The organism is Pseudomonas sp. PvP089 (assembly GCF_017875165.1).
In the GTDB taxonomy this organism is placed as follows: Bacteria; Pseudomonadota; Gammaproteobacteria; order Pseudomonadales; family Pseudomonadaceae; genus Aquipseudomonas; species Aquipseudomonas fortuita.
On record NZ_JAGGME010000001.1, the window covers coordinates 247,374 to 268,205 of the forward strand.

Consider the following 20,832-nt stretch of genomic DNA (forward strand, 5'->3'; position numbering starts at 1 on the left):
CATGTCCCTCAGCGAAAAACAGAAAATGCTCACAGGCCAGCTCTACCACGCTGGCTGCCCTGAGCTGCAAGCCGAGCAGATCGCCAACAAGCACTGGATGCACCGTTACAACAGCAGTGTCGAATTGCTCAACGATGCACGTCATGGGTTGCTGGTGGAGCACTTTGCCCACGTTGGCGAAGGCACGGTGATCCGCCCGCCGTTCTATTGCGACTACGGCTACAACATCAGTATTGGCCGCAATACCTTCATGAACTTCAACTGCGTGATCCTCGATGTGGTGCCGGTGCGTATCGGCGATGACTGCCAGATCGGCCCCAACGTGCAGATCTACGCCGCCGACCATCCGCTCGACCCCGAAGTGCGGCGCAGCGGGCTGGAGAGCGGGCGGCCGGTGACCATTGGCAACAACGTGTGGATCGGCGGCGCGGCGATCATCCTGCCGGGGGTGACCATTGGCGACAATGCCGTGGTGGGTGCCGGCAGTGTGGTGACCCGGGATGTGCCGGCGGGTGCGACGGTGGTGGGTAACCCGGCGCGGGTGCGTCAGCCCGCCCAGGGGCAGTAGCAGCCCACTGCCAGTGTATTGGAGGCGCTGACCTGGCGGCCGTCGAGCAGGGCCTTGAGCATTGGCTCGACGAAACTGTTGCTGGCATTGCACACCGCACCCTCGCTGTAGGGGCCGAAGTAGGCCAGGCGGCCTTGCCGGTCCCAGATGGCCACGGCCGGGGAGGCGGGCAGGTGCTCGCTGCCGGGCAGGTTGGCGATGGGCTTCAGGGCGGTGAGGTTGGCGGGCAGTTGGCCGTGGCTGCCGGGCTTTTGCAGCACGTGGAAGGTAACGCCGCGGCCTGCGAACTGGCTGACCAGGTCGCCCAGGTGCTGCTGGTTGCCGACATTGCACGGGCACGCGGGGTCCCAGAAATGCACCACACGAACCGGGCCGGGGCCGGCCAGCTCGGCCGGTAGTTGCAGCTGGCTGCCGTCGAACAGCGTGGCCTGGTTGTCGAACGGGCGCAGGTAGCGGGCCTGGAAGGTGGTGTAGGCCTGCCAGAGTATGACGGCGCTGACCAATAAGGCGATTACCGTGCACAGCGGTTTGATGATTCGGCTGTTCATGACGACTCGGTGACCCTTTGTGGGGGCGGGCTTGTCCCGCGAAGCAGGCGACGCGGTGGATGGCACCGGCGTTGCCGGTGTTCGCGGGACAAGCCCGCTCCCACAGTGATCGCGCCAGCTTTCAGGCTTTGTGCAAGACAGTGGTTGTTCAAAGGTGAGCAAGCTTGCCATGACGCCGGCCAGAGCTGAAGATTCCAGATCAATACTTGCATCAATGTGGATGTGCTCGATGCCCGCTGCTTTTCACCCCGACCTCCTGCGCACCCACCTGGCGCCGTTGGCCGCTCGCCAGCCGTTAACGACCGAGGCGCAGGGCTACCAGCGCTTCTACGGCCTGAACCTGCCGGTACACAGCTGGCTGGGCGGTTTCCAGGCGGCGGGCTTCGACCTGGTCGGGCAGGCCTGGTTGCCCGACCAGCCCACCGCGACGCTGTTCTTGCTGCACGGCTACTACGACCACATGGGCCTCTACCGGCATGTGATCGAGTGGGCACTCAAGCAGGGTTTCGCCGTGATCAGCTGCGACCTGCCCGGCCACGGCCTGTCCAGTGGTGAGCGGGCCAGCATCAGTGATTTCGCAGTGTACCAGCAGGTGCTGGACGCCCTGTTCGAACAGGCGCGCCTGCTGCAACTGCCGCGCCTTTGGCACCTGTGCGGGCAGAGCACGGGCGGCGCCATTGCCGTGGACCACCTGCTGCACCAGGGCGCACGCAGCCCGATCAATGGCCAGGTCATCCTGTTGGCACCGCTGGTGCGGCCGTGCTCCTGGCGTTGGTCGAAGTTCAGCTATCGGGTGCTGCGGCATTTCGTCAACGGCATCGAACGACGCTTCAGCGAGAACACCAACGACCCGGCCTTCCTGCCGTTCCTGGAAGCCGACCCGCTGCAACCGCGCCGCTTGCCAACCGCCTGGGTGGGTGCACTGATCGCCTGGGTCAAACGCATCGAGGCCGCGCCACGCAGCACGCGGCAGCCGTTGATCGTGCAGGGGGAGGCCGATGGTACGGTGGACTGGCCTTACAACCTCGCGGTGCTCAAGGCCAAGTTTGCCGAGCCGCAGATCCTGATGTTGCCCGAAGCCCGTCACCACTTGGCCAACGAGCTACCGGGCATCCGCCAGCGCTACTTCGACTTCATCGACCAGCGTCTGGGCTGATCATTGCAGGTCGTTGGCGCTCTGGCCAACCGCCAGGCCAGCGCGGACAGCGGCCAACGCCGCCTGGTAGTAGGCCTTGCCGTCCGGCGACTCGGCAAAGGTGGCGAACGCTTCCAGCTCGGCATCGGACAAGTCGCGGTAGACGTACAGCAGCGTGTTGTTGAGGTCTTCGCCAATCTGCCCCATCAGCCGTTGGCGCTGGCCGTCTAGCAGGCCCTGGGCCTGGCCGCCGCCGAACAGGCCGGGGATCATCGAACTGAGGCTATCGGCCGCCACACCGGCGATGGCCAGGCTCACTTCGGCGCCGGCTTCACGCGCTGGCAGGGCCTGGGCCAGGTGGCCGATGACCAGCAGGCGGTCGTCGCTGGCCTGGATCTTCGGCAGGCCCTTGGCGTTCTTGGCCAGCTCGTCCTTGCGGGTGGCCTTGAGTTCGGCTGCTACCACCTTGCGCCCTAGCGGTGACTGGAAGAACGCCAGGGCCGGAGCCGGGTTGGCCAAGGTGGCGCGCAGCTTTGCCTGGGCGCGGCGGTCCACCGCCTGGGCCTGGAAGCGCTGGTTGCTGTTGTTGACCAGCGCCTGGTAAACGGCGGGTGGCAAACTGTTGCGGTAGCGTTCCTGGGCGGCGCTCAGGGCATCGTTGAAGTGGGCGCGCTGGTCGGGCCAGCCGGCGGCCTTGTACAGTTGATCCAGGTTGTCTGCCCAGACAGGCACGGTGCAGATCATCAGCAGAATCAGGGAAAACAGACGGCGCATTCAGGACTCCTGTCGGCAGGTGGCTATTGTCCTTGGCCCGGCGCCGGTTTGTCGAGATATCAGCGTGTTTCTCGGCCAAGTGGCGCTGTGCGCCGACAGGGCGAATGGATATGATGCGCGCCATGCACATATCCCCTGAACACCCGATGCTTGCGGCCGTCGTCGACGATCTGGCCACCCATGGCTGGTCCCAGCAGGCACTCTTTCTGCCTGCCGAACTGGTGCGCGCGCTGGCAGCCGAGTGCCGTCGCCGTGATGCCGAGGGCGAGCTCAACCCGGCGGGGGTGGGGCGCGGTGCTACCCAGGAGGTGCGCGAAGCCATTCGCGGTGACCAGATCCAGTGGATCGACCCCGGGCAGGCAGAATCGTGCGACCAGTACCTGACGGCCATGGACCAGTTGCGTCTGGCAATCAATCAGGGCCTGTTCCTGGGCCTGGAAGACTTTGAGTGCCATTTTGCCCTGTACCCTCCGGGCGCCTTCTATCGCCGGCACCTGGACCGCTTTCGCGACGATGACCGGCGCATGGTGTCGGCTGTGTTGTACCTGAATGAAGGCTGGCAGCCGCAGGACGGTGGCCAGTTGCGCATGTTCCTGGCCGGCGACGTAGAGCATGACGTGGAGCCTGTGGCGGGCTGCCTGGTGGTGTTCCTGTCGGGTGAAGTGCCTCACGAAGTGCTGCCGGCCGGGCGTGAGCGGTTGTCGTTGACCGGTTGGTTCAGGCGCCGTGGCAATGACCTGTTCTGACCTGCCCAAAGTGCTGGTCAGCGCCTGTCTGCTCGGCCAGCCGGTACGCTATGACGGCCGGGCCAGCGGGCATCCGGACCTGTTGCAGCAGTGGCAGGCCGAAGGGCGCGTTGTACCGTTGTGCCCGGAGGTAGCCGGTGGCTTGCCCACCCCGCGCCCGCCAGCGGAGATCCCGGGCGGACAGGGCGGTGCAGTACTCGACGGCAGCACGCAGGTGCTGACGGTGACGGGCGAAGATGTAACTGCCGAGTTTGTGGCCGGGGCGCAACTGGCGCTGGCACTGGTGCGCCGGCATGGCATTGGCGTGGCGGTGCTGAAGGCGGGTAGCCCTTCGTGTGGTAACCGGTTGACCTATGACGGCACGTTCAGTGGTGTGAAAGTGGCGGGGGAAGGGGTGACCACGGCGCTGTTGCGGCGGGCTGGGGTGCAGGTGTTCAGCGAGCTGGAGCTGGAACAGGCGCAGCGGGCTTTGGGGTAAACCTGTACCGACCTCTTCGCAGCACAAAGCCGGTACAGGCAATACAAATCTTATTGCCCGGCTGCAGTCTCCTGCACACCCTTGAACCACTTCTGCTCAAGCTCGGCCGTGCGGCCACTGTCTTTCAAGCGCTGCAGCGCATTGTTCACGGCACTTTCGAACGCCGGGTTGTCCTTCTGAAACGGGATCACCAGTTTCTTGTCGCCAAATGGCAGGCTCACATCCAGCGGGCCGTCGCCTTTGGGCGCATTACTCGATGGGGTAAGTGCGATGTCATATTTGCCACTCTCGACACCGCTCATTACTTCTTCGGCCGGGGCTTCGACAAACTCGGCGCGCAAGTCCAGTTCCCTGGCCAGGTCCTGGCCAAATTCGATGTCGAAACCGGTCAGGTGGTCATCTTGTTTGAAGGCGTACGGCGAGTTGTCGGCCTGTACGGCAATACGCAGTTCGCCCCGGTCGGCGATTTCGTCGATCAGCTCCGCCTGGGCCAATGGACTGATCAGTACTGCCAGCAGTACCCCTATGGTCGAACGCATGATTGCCCCTTTTCTTTTAACTGATGAAAAACCTTCGCCACGGCTTTCTTCCTCGCCGTGATCGAGCGCAGCCTATGACCTTGAAGCCTCGGCATTGTTTAACCCTGACTGAAATATTTCTGTCAGGCAATGTGAACACCTTGCCGATTATTTCAACTAAGGTGAACTACCGTCGTCGGCAGATGAATGGCGGCGGTCAATAAGTGAATCACAGGAGAAGTGAATGAACAGCCTATTTTCGCGCGCTGCCGTTGCCGGTCTGCTGATGGGAGTGTCGGTTTTCGCCGGTGCTGCGGACGCCCTGAAGAGCCAGGAGCCGCCCAAGGATGCCAAGGTCTTCATCGTTTCCCCCGCCGATGGTGCCACGGTCGACAAGACCTTCACCGTCAAGTTCGGCATCGAGGGTATGGCGCTCAAGCCAGCGGGTGACCAGACCCCTCACAGCGGCCACCACCACCTGCTGGTGGACGTGGATAAAGAACCCGTCGCCGATATGCCGCTGCCGACCAGCCTGATGCCAGAGGCCGGCACCGCACTGCCGGCGGGCCCGCAGGTGCTGCACTTCGGCAAGGCGCAGACCGAAACCAGCATCACCCTGACGCCGGGTAAGCACACCCTGCAACTGATCCTGGGTGACCAGTACCACGTGCCGTTCAAGCCAAGCGTCGAATCGAAGAAGATCACTGTTGAAGTGAAATAAAAAAAGGGAGGCCACAATGGCCTCCCTTTTTTTCATGCTGCAAGCAAACTTAGAACAGGACGCGGGAACGGATGGTGCCCTTGACCTGTTGCAGTTTCTCTTGCGCCAGGTCCGAGTACTCGGCGTCGACGTCGATCACCACGTAACCGACTTTCTCGTTGGTCTGCAGGAACTGACCGGAGATGTTGATGCCGTTCTCGGCGAAGACCTTGTTGATCTCGCTGAGCACGCCCGGGATGTTTTCGTGGATGTGCAGCAGGCGGTGCTTGCCAGGGTGGGCAGGCAGGGCCACTTCCGGGAAGTTGACCGAGGACACCGAGGTACCGTTGTCGCTGTACTTGACCAGCTTCTCGGCCACTTCGAGGCCGATGTTGGCCTGGGCTTCGGCAGTGGAGCCGCCGATGTGCGGGGTCAGGATCACGTTGTCCAGGCCGCGCAGCGGGCTTTCGAACTCTTCGTCGTTGGAGCGTGGCTCGACCGGGAACACGTCGATGGCGGCGCCGATCAGGTGCTTGTCCTTGATGGCGGCGGCCAGGTGGTCCAGCTCGACCACGGTGCCACGGGCGGCGTTGATCAGGATCGCGCCCTTCTTCATCGCGCGGATTTCCTTCTCGCCGATCATCCACTGGGTGGATGGCAGCTCAGGCACGTGCAGCGAGACGATGTCGGCCAGGCCCAGCAGCTCGTTCAGGCTGGTGACCTGCACGGCGTTGCCCAGTGGCAGCTTGGTCAGTGGGTCGTAGAAGTACACCTGCATGCCCAGGTTCTCGGCCAGTACCGACAGCTGGGTCCCGATCGAGCCGTAGCCGACGATGCCCAGTTTTTTGCCGCGGATTTCGAACGAGTTGGCCGCGCTCTTGATCCAGCCGCCACGGTGGCAGGAAGCGTTCTTCTCAGGGATGCCGCGCAGCAGCAGGATGGCCTCGGCCAGTACCAGCTCGGCCACCGAACGGGTGTTGGAGTACGGTGCGTTGAACACGGCGATACCGCGCTCGCGGGCAGCTTCCAGGTCGACCTGGTTGGTGCCGATGCAGAAGCAGCCAACAGCGACCAGTTTCTTGGCGCAGTCGAAGATCTCTTCGGTGAGCTGGGTGCGCGAACGGATGCCGATAAAGTGGGCATCGGCGATCTTTTCCTTCAGCTCGGCTTCCGGCAACGAACCAGTGAGGTATTCGATGTTGGTGTAGCCGGCGGCCTTGAGGGTATCGACCGCGTTCTGGTGCACACCTTCAAGAAGAAGGAACCGGATCTTGCTCTTGTCGAGAGAAGTCTTGCTCATCTGCGTAAACCTGTATCCCGGAGAAAAAATGGCGAGGGGTGATGCCAGGCGCGAGGGCAGCCTTAGCATGAACAGCGGGAGGGCTATGCTAGCATACGCGACACAATCTGAGCTTATCCCGACAGGTGAAGAGTGCTCAGGGTGACTATGAATAAGTCGAGAGTTCCAGCGATGACCCACCCCGCTGTAATTGATGAACTGATGACCCTTGTCGACCCTGGCAAGGTCCTGACCGACGCGGCTTCCCTCGAAGCGTATGGCAAGGATTGGACCAAGCATTACCCCCCGGCGCCCAGCGCCATCGTCTTCCCCAAGACAGTAGAACAGGTGCAGGCCATTGTGCGCTGGGCCAATGCGCGCAAGGTGGCCCTGGTGCCATCGGGCGGGCGCACCGGGCTTTCTGCCGGGGCCGTGGCGGCCAATGGCGAGGTTGTCGTTTCCTTCGACTACATGAACCAGATTCTCGGCTTCAATGCCTTCGACCGCACCGTGGTCTGCCAGCCGGGGGTAATCACCCGGCAGCTGCAAACCTACGCCGAAGAGCAGGGCCTGTATTACCCGGTGGACTTCGCTTCCAGCGGCTCCAGCCAGATTGGCGGCAACATCGGCACCAACGCTGGCGGCATCAAGGTGATTCGCTACGGCATGACCCGCAACTGGGTGGCCGGGCTGAAAGTGGTTACCGGCAAGGGCGAGTTGCTGGAGCTGAACAAAGACCTGATCAAGAACGCCACCGGCTATGACCTGCGCCAGCTGTTCATTGGCGCCGAAGGCACGCTGGGCTTCGTGGTCGAGGCCACCCTGCGCCTGGACCGTACCCCGCGCAACCTCACTGCCATGGTGCTTGGCACACCGGACTTCGACTCGATCATGCCGGTGCTGCACGCCTTCCAGGGGAAGCTGGACCTCACAGCCTTCGAGTTCTTCTCCGACAAGGGCCTGGCCAAGATCCTCGCGCGCGGCGATGTACCCGCCCCGTTCGCGACCGACTGCCCGTTCTATGCACTTCTGGAGTTCGAAGCCAGCACTGAAGAAGTCGCCAACGAAGCGTTGGCCACCTTCGAGCATTGCGTCGAGCAGGGCTGGGTGCTGGACGGGGTGATGAGCCAGAGCGACACCCAGCTTAAAAACTTGTGGAAGCTGCGCGAGTACCTGTCGGAAACCATCTCGCACTGGACACCCTACAAGAACGACATTTCCGTCACCGTGTCGAAAGTGCCCGCGTTCCTGCGTGATATCGACGCCATCGTCGCGGAGCACTACCCGGATTACGAAGTCGTGTGGTACGGCCACATCGGCGATGGCAACCTGCACCTGAACATCCTCAAGCCCGAACACATGAGCAAGGACGACTTCTTTGCCTCATGCACCAAGGTCAACAAATGGGTGTTCGATATCGTCAAGCGCTACAACGGCTCGATCTCCGCCGAGCACGGCGTGGGCATGACCAAGCGCGACTACCTGGGCTACAGCCGCTCGCCGGAAGAAATCGCCTGCATGAAGGCAATAAAGGCCGTCTTCGACCCTAACGGCATCATGAATCCGGGTAAGATCTTCGCACCTGAATAAAAAGCAGTACCCAGAGGAGTCGGCCATGAGTTACCAGCACCAGTACGTAGACGGCACGCGCATTCACTTCCCGCTGGGCAAGGTGGTGTGCATCGGCCGTAACTATGCCGAGCATGCCAAGGAACTGGACAACCCGATCCCCACCGAGCCGCTGCTGTTCATCAAGCCGGGCAGTTGCGTGGTGCCGACCGAGGGCGGCTTCAAGATCCCGGCCGACCGGGGTTCGGTGCACTATGAGGCCGAAATTGCCGTGTTGCTGGGCAAGCCGCTGTCGACCCACCCGAGCGAGGAAGAGGTGCTGGACGCCATTTCCGGTTATGCCCCGGCGCTGGACCTGACGCTGCGCGACGTGCAGGCCAAGCTGAAAGAGAAGGGCCTGCCGTGGGAGCTGGCCAAGTGTTTTGACGGCGCCTGCGTACTGCCGCCGTTCGTCTCTGCTGCCAGCTTCGAAGACGTCACCGACATCCCGGTGCGCCTGACCGTCAACGGCGAAGTGCGACAGGATGGCAACAGCGCGATGATGCTGAACCCGATCGTGCCGATGATCCAGTACATGGCGGCGCATTTCTCGCTGCAGGCCGGGGATGTGATCCTCACCGGTACACCGGCGGGTGTGGGACCGTTCAATGTTGGTGACGAGCTGGTGCTGGAGCTGCCGGGCGTGAGCCGCTTCGAAAGCCGGGTGCTTTAACTCGAAGCCGCGTCGCCCTCTTCGCGGGTAAACCGCCCCCACAGGTATTGCACAGGCCTTGAATACTGTGCTGAACCTGTGGGAGCGGGTTTACCCGCGAAGAGGCCGGCCCTGTTTACCCTTTTTTCACACCCTATCCGGATAATGCGCTGACCTACGCCCATTCCCCAGGAAGCCCGCATGCCATCACCCTCCAGCGCCCCGGTAACTCCCAAGCGTCGCTTCTACCGGCGCTGGCCTTTCGGCCTTGCCGTGGCGGCGGTGATCGGCTATGGCGTCGCAGTGGCGATGCACTGGGATGACCGCGGCGCGCTGTGGGTGAAAGAGCGCTTCGAAAGCACCGGCGAGCGCAGCGAAAGCGTGTGGTTGCCAGACTATCAGGTCGACATCGATGCCAAACCGTTACCAGGCATGGACGATGACGAAGCCTCGGACGTGGCCTTCAACCCGCATACCCGCACCCTGTTCGCGGTCATGGGCAAGAACCCGATCCTGGTCGAGCTGAGCCTGGAGGGCGATGTACTGCGCAAGATCCCCCTCAACGGCTGGAACAACCCGGAAGGCGTTGCGGTGCTGGAAGACGGCAATCTGGCCATCACCGACGAGCGCCTGCATGACCTGACCGTGGTCAAGGTGGACGCGCAGACCACCGCGCTGAACCACGACGACTTTCAGAGCCACGACCTGGGACCGTCGGTGAAGAGCAACAAGGGCTTCGAGGCGGTCGCCTGGGACCCGCTGCGTCAGCGCCTGATCATCGGCGAGGAGCGCCCGCCCAAGCTGTACACCTGGAACACCGATGGCCGCAGCCCGCTCAAGGGCGAGAAGCAGCCGTTACCCAGCGAGGAACTCGACCTGCGTAACCTGTCTGCACTGGCGGTCGACCCGCGCACTGGTCACCTGCTGGTGCTCTCGGCCGATTCCAACATGCTGTTGGAGCTGGACGAGCAGGGCCAGCAGGTCAGCTTCATGACCTTGCTGGGAGGCTTCAACGGCCTTGAAGACACCATTCCAAGGGCTGAAGGGGTGGCCATGGATGACAAGGGAAACCTGTATATGGTCAGCGAGCCGGCTTTGTTCTATCGCTTCAGAAAGAACTGACCCCAACATCCGATGTTTCTGATGCTGGCATTAAGCTTTGTTTCAGTTGTACATGGTTAGATTCGCCACCCCCATGTCGAGTCTGCCCCATGCGTCATCTTGTTCGCCTGTTTCTTGTCCTGGTCGTTATCGGTCTGCTCCTGCTCGGCTGGGCCGGGCAGGAATTTCGCCTGTTCGAGCGGGGCTGGTTCAACCTCAAGACGTGGTGGCAGCCCGCCGAGCAGAGCATCGGCCTTGACCGCTACCGTGTGGTGGTGGAGGCGCAGCCGGTCGAGGGGCTGGATGATGATATTTCGGCGCTGACCTACGACCCGGACCGAAAAACCCTGTTCACCGTCACCAACGCCCGCTCGGAGCTGATCGAGCTGTCGCTGGACGGCCGTATCCTGCGTCGCATACCGCTGACGGGGTTCGGCGACCCAGAGGCGGTGGAGTATGTCGGGCCCAACAGCTATGTCATCACCGACGAGCGTCAACAACGGTTGATTCGTGTACGGCTGGAAGACGACACGATGTTCCTCGACGCCGGTGATGCCGAACAGCTCAGCCTGGGCATCGGCCTGAATGGCAACAAAGGGTTTGAGGGGCTGGCTTACGATTCGGCGGGCAAGCGGCTGTTCGTGGCAAAGGAACGCGACCCGATGCTGATCTATGAGGTTCATGGCTTTCCCCATGACAACCCGGAAAAGCCTTACGCCGTGCATGTGGTGCAAGACCGCAAGCGTGATTCACGGCTGTTTGTGCGGGACTTGTCGAGCTTGCAGTTCGATGAGCGCAGTGGGCATTTGCTGGCGCTTTCGGATGAGTCACGGCTGGTGCTGGAGCTGGATCTGGAAGGCGTGCCCTTGAGTACCTTGTCGTTGCGCAAGGGCTTTCAGGGGTTGCAGGCGACGGTGCCGCAGGCGGAGGGGATTGCAATGGACGAGGCGGGGACCATCTATCTGGTCAGTGAGCCTAACCTGTTCTATGTGTTCAAGCAGCCGGCGGAGTGAGCAGGTGGGGCTGCTTTGCAGCCCATTCGCAGCACAAGGCTGCTCCTACAGGAAATCGTGTACCCCTGTAGGTGCAGCCTTGGCTGCGAATCGAGGGCAGAGCCCTCGCCGAAGATTACTCGGCCTTCAGGCTCTTGACGCCTTCAGAGGTACCCAGCAGCAGCAAGTCTGCCGGCCGCGCCGCGAACAGGCCATTGGTCACCACGCCAACGATGGCGTTGATTTGCGCTTCCAGCTCCACCGGGTTGGTGATCTGCAGGTTGTGCACATCGAGGATCACGTTGCCGTTGTCGGTGACCACGCCTTCGCGGTACACCGGGTCGCCGCCCAGCTTGACCAATTGACGGGCCACATGGCTACGCGCCATCGGGATCACTTCGACCGGCAGCGGGAATGCGCCCAGTACCGGCACCAGCTTGCTGCCATCGGCGATGCAGATGAAGGTCTTGGCCACAGCGGCGACGATCTTCTCGCGGGTCAGGGCCGCGCCGCCACCCTTGATCAGGTTCAGGTGCGCGTCGCTCTCGTCGGCGCCGTCCACGTAGAATTCCAGCTCGCTGACACTGTTCAGCTCGTAGACCGGGATGCCATGGCCCTTCAGACGCTGGGCAGTGGCTTCGGAGCTGGCGACTGCGCCGTCGAAGGCGGTCTTGTGCTGAGCCAGGGCGTCGATGAAGAAGTTGGCAGTCGAACCGGTACCGACGCCGACGACGCTCTTTTCATCCAGCTTGGGCAGAATGAAGTCGACAGCGGCCTGGGCGACGGCCTGTTTGAGTTGGTCCTGGGTCATGCGGGCTCCGAAAGGGGCAGGGCGGTTTTCAAAGTTGCCTAGTATAACGGCTTGGGCGGCTTTGCTGTGGTCGCCCGACGTAGCGCTGGGGTAGACTCGCAGCCCTTGTCCCGCGGCCCAGTGATGCTTTCCCGATGCTCGAACAGTACGTCAAGAAGATCCTCACCTCGCGCGTCTATGACGTTGCCGTCGAAACCCCGTTGCAGAGCGCCGGGCAGCTGAGCAAGCGCCTGGGCAACCAGATCTTGCTCAAGCGTGAAGACCTGCAGCCGGTGTTCTCGTTCAAGATCCGCGGGGCCTATAACAAGCTGGCGCAGCTGACGGCCGAAGAGCTGGCCCGTGGCGTGGTCACTGCCTCGGCCGGCAATCATGCCCAGGGCCTGGCCCTGGCTGCGCGCGAGATGGGCATCAAGGCCACTATCGTAATGCCTAAAACCACCCCGGAGATCAAGATCGAAGGTGTGCGCTCGCGCGGTGGCAAGGTCGTGCTGCATGGCGACTCGTTCCCCGAGGCGCTGGCCTATTCGCTGAAACTGGTCGAGGAGAAGGGCTTTGTCTATGTTCACCCTTACGACGACCCGCACACCATCGCCGGGCAAGGCACTGTGGCCATGGAAATCCTGCGCCAGCACCCTGGGCAGCTGGACGCCATCTTTGTACCCGTGGGCGGTGGCGGCCTCATTGCTGGCATTGCTGCCTATGTGAAGTACCTGCGCCCGGAAATCAAGGTGATCGGTGTCGAGCCGGACGATTCCAATTGCCTCCAGGCGGCGATGGCTGCCGGTGAGCGTGTGGTGCTGCCACAGGTTGGGTTATTTGCCGACGGCGTGGCGGTGGCGCAGATCGGCCAGCATACCTTCGATATCTGCCGCCACCATGTGGATGAAGTGGTGACGGTCAGCACCGACGAGATCTGTGCGGCTATCAAGGATATCTACGACGATACCCGCTCGATCACCGAGCCTGCTGGCGCTTTGGGCGTGGCGGGTATCAAGAAGTATGTCGAGCTTTATGGCGTGACCGGGCAGACGCTGGTGGCTATCGACTCCGGCGCCAACGTCAACTTCGACCGCCTGCGCCATGTGGCCGAGCGTGCCGAGCTGGGTGAAAAGCGCGAAGCGATCATCGCCGTGACCATCCCGGAACGCCCGGGCAGCTTCAAGGCCTTCTGCGAGGCGATCGGCAAGCGCCAGATCACCGAATTCAACTACCGCAAGCACACCTCCGACGAAGCGCACATCTTCGTTGGCGTGCAGACCCACCCGGAAAACGACCCACGGGCGGCGCTGGTGCAGCATCTGACCGATCAGGGCTTCCCGGTTACCGACCTGACCGACAACGAACTGGCCAAGCTGCACATTCGCCACATGGTTGGCGGCCATTCGGCCGGTGCCAGCGATGAAATGGTGTTGCGCTTCGAATTCCCCGAGCGGCCGGGGGCGTTGTTCAACTTCCTCAACAAGCTGGGCGGGCGCTGGAATATCTCGATGTTCCATTACCGCAACCATGGCGCGGCTGACGGGCGCGTGGTGGCGGGGCTGCAGGTGCCGGAGGACGAGCGCCACCTGGTGCCGGCAGCGCTGGCCAAGATTGGTTACCCATACTGGGACGAGACCGAGAACCCGGCTTACAAGCTGTTCCTGGGTTGAGCGGCTAAGCTTGGCTTATCGCTCAAGGATGTGAAGACATGGAACACCTGACCACCCTCAAGACCTTGCACATCATCGCCACCGCACTGCTGTTTCTGGGCGCCCTGGGCCTTGCGGTGTGGACGGTGCGCGCCCGTCGACAGGGCGATGCCGAGGCCTATGCCAAACTGCTGCGCCGGCCGCTGGTATTTGTGTGGCTGGTGATGGGCCTGTGCCTGGTGAGCATGCCGTTTACCGGCTGGTGGCTGGTGCACCTGGTGGGTTGGCCGCTGGGGCAGGCCTGGGTGCTGGCGTCCAGCGTCATCTATACCTTCGGCGCGCTGGCCGTGTGGTGGCTGCTGGTGCGGCTGAACCGGCTACGCAAGGCTGAAGTGGTGGGGTTGCGGTTTACCCTGGCGCTGGCGGTGTTCAGCGGGGTCTGCTTCCTGTCCATTGCCGGGCTGATGGGCGCCAAGCCAGTCTGACAGCCTTGGGTTGCCTGTGCCGGCCTCTTCGCGGGTGAACCCGCTCCCACAGGTACGGCGCAGCCCTCAGGCCTGATACGGTCCCTGTGGGAGCGGCTTTAGCCGCGAAGAGGCCAGCACAGGAAAACCTCAATCGCGCAACGAAACCACCGGCCACCCGCGCTTCTCGGCCTCGGCCCGCAGGTTCGGGTCGGGGTCCACCGCCACCGCATGCGTCACCCGCTGCAACAACGGCAAATCGTTCATCGAGTCGCTATAGAAGTAGCTGTCCTCAAGGTCAAAGCCGTTCTCCAGCATCCAGCGCTCCAGCCGCGTCACTTTGCCTTCACGGAAACACGGTATATCGGTACTGCGCCCGGTATAGCGGCCGTCGCGCATCTCGCATTCGGTCGCCAGCAATACTCGCACCCCAAGGCGCCGGGCAATCGGTGCGGTTACAAAACGGTTGGTAGCGGTGATGATCACCAGCTGGTCGCCCGCCTCGCGGTGCTGCTGCAGCAAGGCCAGGGCTTTGGGCAGGATGATCGGCTCGATGCAGTCGCGCATGAAGTCGCGGTGCCATTCGTCGAGCTGGGCCACAGGCGTTGCCGCCAGAATCTCCATGGAAAAGGCCAGGTAGGCCTGCAGGTCCAGGGTGCCGTTGAGGTAGTCCTGGTAGAAGCCATCGTTGCGTTGCTTGTAGGCGACCGGGTCGAGAATGCCGCGCTCGCAAAGGTAATCACCCCAGGCATGGTCGCTGTCGCCACCGAGGAGGGTATTGTCCAGGTCGAATAAAGCCAGGCGCATCGCGGTCACTCGCATCAGCCACAGGGGAGGCCCGCAGAATACGGAGTTTTCACGCTGCTGCACATAAGCTTGGCAGGCGCGTTGCTGCGCTCGCAAGCTTTGTGGAACAATGCGGTGACATGCGTTTGCGAGGTTGCTGCCGTGATCGACCCGGATGGTTTTCGCCCCAATGTCGGGATCATTCTCACGAATGATGCCGGGCAGGTGCTATGGGCTCGACGGATCAACCAGGATGCCTGGCAATTTCCCCAGGGTGGTATCAACCCTGACGAGACGCCGGAAGATGCCCTGTACCGCGAGCTGAACGAAGAAGTTGGCCTTGAACGCGACGATGTGGAAATTCTTGCCTGCACCCGTGGCTGGTTGCGTTATCGTTTACCCCAGCGACTGGTACGTACCCACAGCCAGCCGCTGTGCATCGGCCAGAAGCAGAAGTGGTTCCTGCTAAGGCTGGTCAGCAATGAACAGCGGGTGCGGATGGACCTGACCGGCAAGCCGGAGTTCGACGGCTGGCGCTGGGTGAGCTATTGGTATCCGCTGGGCCAGGTTGTGACATTCAAGCGCGAGGTGTACCGACGCGCCCTGAAAGAGCTAGCACCGCGTCTGCTGACGCGCGACTGACGACGGAGTTCGACCCCGAGCCATGCTCAATACGCTGCGCAAGATCGTCCAGGAAGTAAACTCCGCCAAAGATCTCAAGTCGGCGTTGGGGATCATCGTCTTGCGCGTCAAGGAGGCCATGGGCAGCCAGGTCTGCTCAGTCTACCTGCTTGACCCGGAAACCAACCGCTTCGTGCTGATGGCCAGCGAAGGCCTGAACAAGCGCTCCATCGGCAAGGTCAGCATGGCCCCCAACGAGGGCCTTGTTGGCCTGGTGGGTACCCGAGAAGAGCCGCTGAACCTGGAAAACGCCGCCGACCACCCGCGTTACCGCTACTTTGCCGAAACCGGTGAAGAAAAATTCGCCTCCTTCCTGGGTGCGCCGATCATTCACCACCGCCGCGTGGTCGGGGTGCTGGTCATCCAGCAAAAGGAGCGCCGCCAGTTCGACGAGGGCGAAGAAGCCTTCCTGGTCACCATGAGCGCCCAGCTCGCCGGGGTAATCGCCCACGCTGAAGCCACTGGGTCGATCCGTGGCCTTGGCCGCCAAGGCAAGGGTATCCAGGAGGCGCGCTTCGTCGGCGTGCCTGGCTCGCCTGGCGCTGCCGTGGGGCGCGCGGTGGTGATGCTGCCGCCAGCCGACCTGGAAGTGGTGCCGGACAAGGCCGTCGATGACATCGACGCTGAACTCAAGCTGTTCCAGAATGCCCTTGAAGGCGTACGTGCTGACATGCGCAAGCTGTCGGCCAAGCTGGCCACCCAGCTACGGCCTGAAGAGCGCGCGTTGTTCGATGTGTACCTGATGATGCTCGAAGATGCAGCCCTGGGCGGCGAGGTGACCGAAGTCATCAAGACCGGCCAGTGGGCGCAGGGCGCCCTGCGCCAGGTGGTCGGCGAGCACGTCAGCCGCTTCGAGCTGATGGACGATGACTACCTGCGCGAGCGCGCCTCCGACGTCAAGGACCTGGGCCGGCGCCTGCTGGCCTACCTGCAGGAAGCCCGCTCGCAGTCGCTGGTGTATGCCGACAACACCATCCTGGTCAGTGAGGAGCTGACACCGGCCATGCTCGGCGAAGTGCCGGAAGGCAAGCTGGTAGGCCTGGTCTCGGTACTGGGTTCGGGCAACTCCCACGTCGCCATCCTCGCCCGCGCGATGGGCATCCCCACGGTGATGGGCCTGGTCGACCTGCCGTACTCCAAGGTCGACGGTATCGAACTGATTGTCGACGGGTACAAGGGCGAGGTGTTCACCAACCCCAGCGAAGTGCTGCGCAAGCAATACAGCGAAGTGGTTGAGGAAGAGCGCCAGCTGGCCCAGGGCCTGGATGCCCTGCGCGAACTGCCATGCGTTACCCCCGACGGCCACCGCATGCCGCTGTGGGTCAACACCGGCTTGCTGGCCGACGTGGCCCGTGCCCAGCAGCGCGGCGCCGAAGGGGTAGGCCTGTACCGCACCGAAGTGCCGTTCATGATCAACCAGCGCTTCCCCAGCGAGAAAGAACAGCTGGCCATCTACCGCGAGCAGTTGGCCGCCTTCCACCCGCTGCCGGTGACCATGCGTACCCTCGATATCGGCGGTGACAAAGCGCTGTCGTACTTCCCGATCAAGGAAGAAAACCCGTTCCTGGGTTGGCGCGGCATCCGCGTCACCCTCGACCACCCGGAAATTTTCCTGGTGCAGACCCGCGCCATGCTCAAGGCCAGCGAGGGCCTGAACAACCTGCGTATCCTGCTGCCAATGATTTCTGGCATCCACGAGCTGGAAGAAGCGCTGCACCTGATCCACCGCGCTTGGGGCGAGGTGCGTGACGAAGGCACCGACGTGCCGATGCCCCCGGTGGGCGTGATGGTAGAAATCCCCGCGGCGGTGTACCAGACCAAGGAGCTGGCACGCCAAGTCGACTTCCTGTCGGTGGGCTCCAACGACCTGACCCAGTACCTGCTGGCGGTGGACCGCAACAACCCACGGGTTGCCGACCTGTACGACTACCTGCATCCGGCGGTGCTGCAAGCGCTGAATACGGTAGTGCGCGACGCTCATGGCGAAGGCAAGCCGGTAAGCATCTGCGGTGAGATGGCGGGTGACCCGGCGGCGGCCATCCTGTTGATGGCGATGGGCTTCGACAGCCTTTCGATGAACGCCACCAACCTGCCGAAGGTGAAGTGGATGTTACGCCAGGTGAACATGAGCAAGGCCAAGGAGTTGCTGGCCGACGCCTTGAGCCATGACAACCCGCAGGTTATCCACAGCTCGCTGCAGCTGGCCCTGAAGAACCTCGGGTTGGCGCGGATGATCGGGCCAGGGGCCAACAAAACCCTCTGAGCGTTAGGTTGCCTGTTACGGCCTCTTCGCGGGACAAGCCCGCTCCCACAGGGGTTGCGCAGATCCTGAAGACCCCGCGGTAGCTGTGGGAGCGGGCTTGTCCCGCGAAGAGGCCCGCACAGGCAGCATCAAATGACCAGACCCGCACTTCAACCTCACCCAGATGAGGTGGCGCAGATCCTGAAGACCCCCGCGGTACCTGTGGGAGCGGGCTTGTCCCGCGAAGAGGCCCGCACAGGCAGCATCAAATGATCAGACCCGCACTTCAACCTCACCCAGATGAGGTTGCGCAGATCCTGAAGACCCCGCGGTACCTGTGGGAGCGGGCTTGTCCCGCGAAGAGGCCCGCACAGGCAGCATCAAATGACCAGACCCGCACTTCAACCTCACCCAGATGAGGTTGCGCAGATCCTGAAGACCCCGCGATACCTGTGGGAGCGGGCTTGTCCCGCGAAGAGGCCCGCACAGGCAGCATCAAATGATCAGACCACACTTCAACCTCACCCAGATGAGGTTGCGCAGATCCTGAAGACCCCGCAGTACCTGTGGGAGCGGGCTTGTCCCGCGAAGAGGCCCGCACAGGCAGCATCAAATGATCAGACCCGCACTTCAACCTCACCCAGATGCCCACCAAAGGGCCCGAAACTGCGCTCGATCAGCCGCCTTCGTCCCTGATCATCCACGATCAGCACGGTACTCGCCCGGGTCCCGTAGTTCTGGCTGGCGATGAACACGCTCGACAGCAATTTCTCGGTCGCCAACCCGACACCTGTCTCGGGCAGGTCGCCATCCGCCGCCGTTTCGTTATCCGCCAGCAAAGCCAGCAGCCGATCCGGCTCTGGCGTTTCCAACAGGCCCTCCAGCCCGCTACGTGCCTTCACCAGCTTTGGCCACGGCGTATCCAGCCCTGCGTTGGATAACCCGTACACCCCGGCGTCCAGCAGGCACGGCGTGGCGTCACGGGCGTGCAGGTAACCCAGCTGTCGCCCATCACCCACCAGCAGGTTGAACCCCGAATACTGCCCACTGCGGCTGGCTACCTGATCCAGGTAAGCCTCGACCCCAAGCTCCCCCTGCAGGTAGGCCGCCACCAGTTCCCCCCGCGAGCGCGGCCCCGGTGCCTGGCCCGGATCGCGGATATTGGTCAGCGCGGCAAAGCGCCCCTGCGGGCCTACGCCCAGCCAGGTACCACCGGCCTCCAGGTCACGCCCGGCGTGCACCCCAGGCGAATCCTCCCAGGCCGCCAGGGGCTGGGTAGGGCGGGCATAGAACTCGTCGCGGTTGGCTGCCACGATCAGCGGCAGGGTGTGCCCCGGCCGCCACGCAAATACGATCAGGCACATCGGTTTGGCCTCTGTGTTTTTTGTCACTGTACCCACAGCAGTCGGGCGGATCCATCCTGACACAGAGTTCACTAGAGCCTCGAGCCCGGCTTCCGTTACCATGCCGGATTGATTTTTCGGGGAAGCCGAATGGAATTCGTGCTCTATCTGCTGTTGGGCGCTTGTGCCGGAGTGCTGGCCGGGCTGTTCGGCGTGGGCGGCGGCATCATCATCGTGCCGGTGCTGGTATTCAGCTTCACCTTGCAGGGCTTCGACGCCTCGGTGCTGACCCACCTGGCAGTCGGCACATCGCTGGCAACCATAGTATTCACTTCGATCAATGCCGTGCTTGAGCACCACCGCAAGGGTGCGGTGCAATGGCCGATCTTCGCCTGGATGACGCTCGGCATCCTCCTTGGGGCAGGTGTCGGCGCCAAGACCGCTTCACTGATCCAGGGCCCGCTGCTGCAGAAGATCATCGGCGTGTTCGCCCTGGTCATCGCCGCGCAGATGGCGCTGGACCTCAGGCCCAAGGCCAGCCGCGGCATCCCCGGCAAACCCTCATTGATCGGCGCAGGCGGTGTGATCGGCTGGGCTTCGGCGATTTTTGGCATCGGCGGTGGTTCGCTGACCGTGCCGTTCCTGACCTGGCGCAGCCTGCCCATGCAGCAGGCGGTGGCCACGTCCTCGGCCTGTGGCCTGCCGATTGCGGTGGCCAGCGCCCTGAGCTTCATGCTGCTGGGCTGGCACGAGGAGCACCTGCCGGCCCACAGCCTGGGTTACGTATACCTGCCGGCGATGGTCGGCATTGCCGTGACCAGCATGTTTTTCGCCCGCTTTGGCGCGCGTCTGGCGCACAAGCTTTCGCCCCGTTTGTTGAAACGCCTGTTCGCAGCGCTGCTGTTCTGTGTCGGCCTCAGCTTTTTGATTTGAATCGAGAGGAAGTTCCATGCTGCCTTACCCGCAGATAGACCCCGTGGCCCTGGCCATCGGGCCGCTGAAAATCCATTGGTACGGGCTGATGTACCTGATCGGCATCGGCGGCGCCTGGCTGCTGGCCTCGCGCCGGCTGAACCGCTTCGACCCCACCTGGTCGCGTGAGAAGCTTTCCGACCTGGTGTTCTGGCTGTCGATGGGGGTGATCGTCGGTGGCCGCCTGGGTTACGTGCTGTTCTACGACCTGCATGCCTACCTGGCCAACCCGACGCTGATCTTCGAGGTGTGGAAGGGCGGCATGTCGTTCCACGGCGGGTTCATCGGCGTGATGCTGGCGGCCTTGTGGTTCGGCAAGCGTAACAACAAGTCGTTCTTCGAGCTGATGGACTTCGTTGCCCCGCTGGTGCCGATCGGCCTAGGTGCCGGGCGTATCGGCAACTTCATCAACGCCGAGTTGTGGGGCAAGGCGACCGACGTGCCGTGGGCGATGGTGTTCCCGCCGTTCAGCGACCCTGCCCAGTTGCCCCGTCATCCGTCGCAGCTGTACCAGTTTGCCCTGGAAGGTGTGGCATTATTCGTGATTCTCTGGTTGTACTCGCGCAAACCGCGCCCGACCATGGCCGTTTCCGGCATGTTCGCGCTGTTCTACGGCATTTTCCGCTTTATCGTGGAGTTTGTGCGGGTGCCTGATGCTCAGCTTGGCTATATCGCATTCGGCTGGTTGACCATGGGTCAGTTGCTCTGCGTGCCAATGATCGTTGGCGGCATCTTCTTGATCTGGTTGGCCTACAACCGCAAACCTACGGCAAAACCAGCCGTATGATTTTCACGGCAGGGGTGAT

At 62.7% G+C, this 20,832-nt stretch carries 22 protein-coding genes; 15 read left to right on the forward strand and 7 right to left on the reverse strand.

The window, feature by feature from the left end:
- Position 1 precedes the first annotated feature (1 nt).
- A complete protein-coding gene (locus J3A71_RS01180; protein WP_023049185.1) occupies positions 2–568 on the forward strand; it encodes a sugar O-acetyltransferase in 567 nt (188 codons plus the stop codon).
- On the opposite strand, the gene J3A71_RS01185 is transcribed toward J3A71_RS01180, so the two are convergent.
- Complete coding sequence (locus tag J3A71_RS01185) at positions 547–1,116, reverse strand: DUF6436 domain-containing protein (protein ID WP_016489701.1); 570 nt, start codon at positions 1,114–1,116, stop codon at positions 547–549. The two genes, J3A71_RS01180 and J3A71_RS01185, sit on opposite strands and share 22 nt — an antisense overlap.
- Before the next feature lie 229 nt (positions 1,117–1,345).
- On the opposite strand from J3A71_RS01185, the gene J3A71_RS01190 reads away from it, so the two are divergent.
- Entirely contained in the window at positions 1,346–2,272 is a 927-nt protein-coding gene (locus tag J3A71_RS01190) for an alpha/beta hydrolase (RefSeq protein WP_096426887.1), read from the forward strand.
- On the opposite strand, the gene J3A71_RS01195 is transcribed toward J3A71_RS01190, so the two are convergent.
- Positions 2,273–3,025, reverse strand: coding sequence for a DUF2059 domain-containing protein (locus J3A71_RS01195; protein ID WP_016489699.1), 753 nt, complete (start codon positions 3,023–3,025; stop codon positions 2,273–2,275).
- Positions 3,026–3,138: 113 nt separating this feature from the next.
- On the opposite strand from J3A71_RS01195, the gene J3A71_RS01200 reads away from it, so the two are divergent.
- On the forward strand, positions 3,139–3,771 hold the full coding sequence (locus J3A71_RS01200; RefSeq protein ID WP_024718090.1) for a 2OG-Fe(II) oxygenase: 633 nt from the start codon (positions 3,139–3,141) through the stop codon (positions 3,769–3,771).
- On the forward strand, positions 3,758–4,249 hold the full coding sequence (locus J3A71_RS01205; RefSeq protein WP_023047250.1) for a DUF523 domain-containing protein: 492 nt from the start codon (positions 3,758–3,760) through the stop codon (positions 4,247–4,249). The genes J3A71_RS01200 and J3A71_RS01205 overlap by 14 nt, the downstream gene beginning before the upstream one ends.
- Before the next feature lie 50 nt (positions 4,250–4,299).
- Here J3A71_RS01205 and J3A71_RS01210 read toward each other — a convergent pair whose 3' ends face one another.
- A complete protein-coding gene (locus J3A71_RS01210) occupies positions 4,300–4,788 on the reverse strand; it encodes a transporter substrate-binding domain-containing protein (protein ID WP_016489696.1) in 489 nt (162 codons plus the stop codon).
- Between the two features lie 223 nt (positions 4,789–5,011).
- Between J3A71_RS01210 and J3A71_RS01215 the strand changes: the two genes are divergently transcribed.
- On the forward strand, positions 5,012–5,488 hold the full coding sequence (locus tag J3A71_RS01215) for a DUF4399 domain-containing protein (RefSeq protein ID WP_016489695.1): 477 nt from the start codon (positions 5,012–5,014) through the stop codon (positions 5,486–5,488).
- Between the two features lie 49 nt (positions 5,489–5,537).
- Here the strand turns inward: J3A71_RS01215 and serA are convergent, their stop codons facing one another.
- Positions 5,538–6,767, reverse strand: a complete 1,230-nt coding sequence (serA, locus tag J3A71_RS01220; protein WP_016489694.1) for a phosphoglycerate dehydrogenase — start codon at positions 6,765–6,767, stop codon at positions 5,538–5,540.
- Positions 6,768–6,938: 171 nt separating this feature from the next.
- Here serA and J3A71_RS01225 point away from each other — a divergent pair, with 171 nt between their 5' ends.
- The 4 genes from J3A71_RS01225 to J3A71_RS01240 all read left to right on the forward strand — a co-directional run bounded on the left by J3A71_RS01225 (position 6,939) and on the right by J3A71_RS01240 (position 11,120).
- Complete coding sequence (locus J3A71_RS01225; protein ID WP_060516811.1) at positions 6,939–8,336, forward strand: FAD-binding oxidoreductase; 1,398 nt, start codon at positions 6,939–6,941, stop codon at positions 8,334–8,336.
- Positions 8,337–8,361: 25 nt separating this feature from the next.
- Positions 8,362–9,027, forward strand: coding sequence for a fumarylacetoacetate hydrolase family protein (locus tag J3A71_RS01230; RefSeq protein WP_023047248.1), 666 nt, complete (start codon positions 8,362–8,364; stop codon positions 9,025–9,027).
- Positions 9,028–9,207: 180 nt separating this feature from the next.
- Complete coding sequence (locus J3A71_RS01235; RefSeq protein WP_016489691.1) at positions 9,208–10,128, forward strand: SdiA-regulated domain-containing protein; 921 nt, start codon at positions 9,208–9,210, stop codon at positions 10,126–10,128.
- A gap of 89 nt (positions 10,129–10,217) precedes the next feature.
- Positions 10,218–11,120 carry an SdiA-regulated domain-containing protein gene (locus J3A71_RS01240; protein ID WP_060516809.1) on the forward strand — a complete coding sequence of 301 codons (903 nt, stop codon included), beginning with the start codon at positions 10,218–10,220 and terminating at the stop codon, positions 11,118–11,120.
- Positions 11,121–11,235: 115 nt separating this feature from the next.
- On the opposite strand, the gene rpiA is transcribed toward J3A71_RS01240, so the two are convergent.
- Complete coding sequence (gene rpiA / locus J3A71_RS01245) at positions 11,236–11,910, reverse strand: ribose-5-phosphate isomerase RpiA (protein ID WP_012274697.1); 675 nt, start codon at positions 11,908–11,910, stop codon at positions 11,236–11,238.
- 134 nt (positions 11,911–12,044) lie between these two features.
- Between rpiA and ilvA the strand changes: the two genes are divergently transcribed.
- Both ilvA and J3A71_RS01255 read left to right on the forward strand, forming a co-directional pair.
- Complete coding sequence (gene ilvA, locus J3A71_RS01250) at positions 12,045–13,559, forward strand: threonine ammonia-lyase, biosynthetic (RefSeq protein ID WP_023047246.1); 1,515 nt, start codon at positions 12,045–12,047, stop codon at positions 13,557–13,559.
- A gap of 38 nt (positions 13,560–13,597) precedes the next feature.
- Positions 13,598–14,023 (forward strand): DUF2269 domain-containing protein, encoded by a 426-nt coding sequence (locus tag J3A71_RS01255; protein ID WP_016489687.1) that lies wholly within the window; start codon positions 13,598–13,600, stop codon positions 14,021–14,023.
- 129 nt (positions 14,024–14,152) lie between these two features.
- Here J3A71_RS01255 and J3A71_RS01260 read toward each other — a convergent pair whose 3' ends face one another.
- On the reverse strand, positions 14,153–14,809 hold the full coding sequence (locus tag J3A71_RS01260; protein WP_016489686.1) for an HAD family hydrolase: 657 nt from the start codon (positions 14,807–14,809) through the stop codon (positions 14,153–14,155).
- Positions 14,810–14,950: 141 nt separating this feature from the next.
- Between J3A71_RS01260 and J3A71_RS01265 the strand changes: the two genes are divergently transcribed.
- On the forward strand, positions 14,951–15,430 hold the full coding sequence (locus J3A71_RS01265; protein WP_003249017.1) for an RNA pyrophosphohydrolase: 480 nt from the start codon (positions 14,951–14,953) through the stop codon (positions 15,428–15,430).
- A 22-nt stretch (positions 15,431–15,452) separates the two neighbouring features.
- Positions 15,453–17,732, forward strand: coding sequence for a phosphoenolpyruvate--protein phosphotransferase (ptsP, locus tag J3A71_RS01270; protein WP_016489684.1), 2,280 nt, complete (start codon positions 15,453–15,455; stop codon positions 17,730–17,732).
- Between the two features lie 596 nt (positions 17,733–18,328).
- Here ptsP and J3A71_RS01275 read toward each other — a convergent pair.
- Positions 18,329–19,075, reverse strand: a complete 747-nt coding sequence (locus J3A71_RS01275) for an NRDE family protein (protein ID WP_024717934.1) — start codon at positions 19,073–19,075, stop codon at positions 18,329–18,331.
- A gap of 129 nt (positions 19,076–19,204) precedes the next feature.
- Here J3A71_RS01275 and J3A71_RS01280 point away from each other — a divergent pair, with 129 nt between their 5' ends.
- Both J3A71_RS01280 and lgt read left to right on the forward strand, forming a co-directional pair.
- Positions 19,205–19,987 carry a sulfite exporter TauE/SafE family protein gene (locus J3A71_RS01280; protein ID WP_016489682.1) on the forward strand — a complete coding sequence of 261 codons (783 nt, stop codon included), beginning with the start codon at positions 19,205–19,207 and terminating at the stop codon, positions 19,985–19,987.
- Positions 19,988–20,003: 16 nt separating this feature from the next.
- Complete coding sequence (lgt, locus tag J3A71_RS01285) at positions 20,004–20,813, forward strand: prolipoprotein diacylglyceryl transferase (RefSeq protein WP_016489681.1); 810 nt, start codon at positions 20,004–20,006, stop codon at positions 20,811–20,813.
- Positions 20,814–20,832 lie beyond the last annotated feature (19 nt).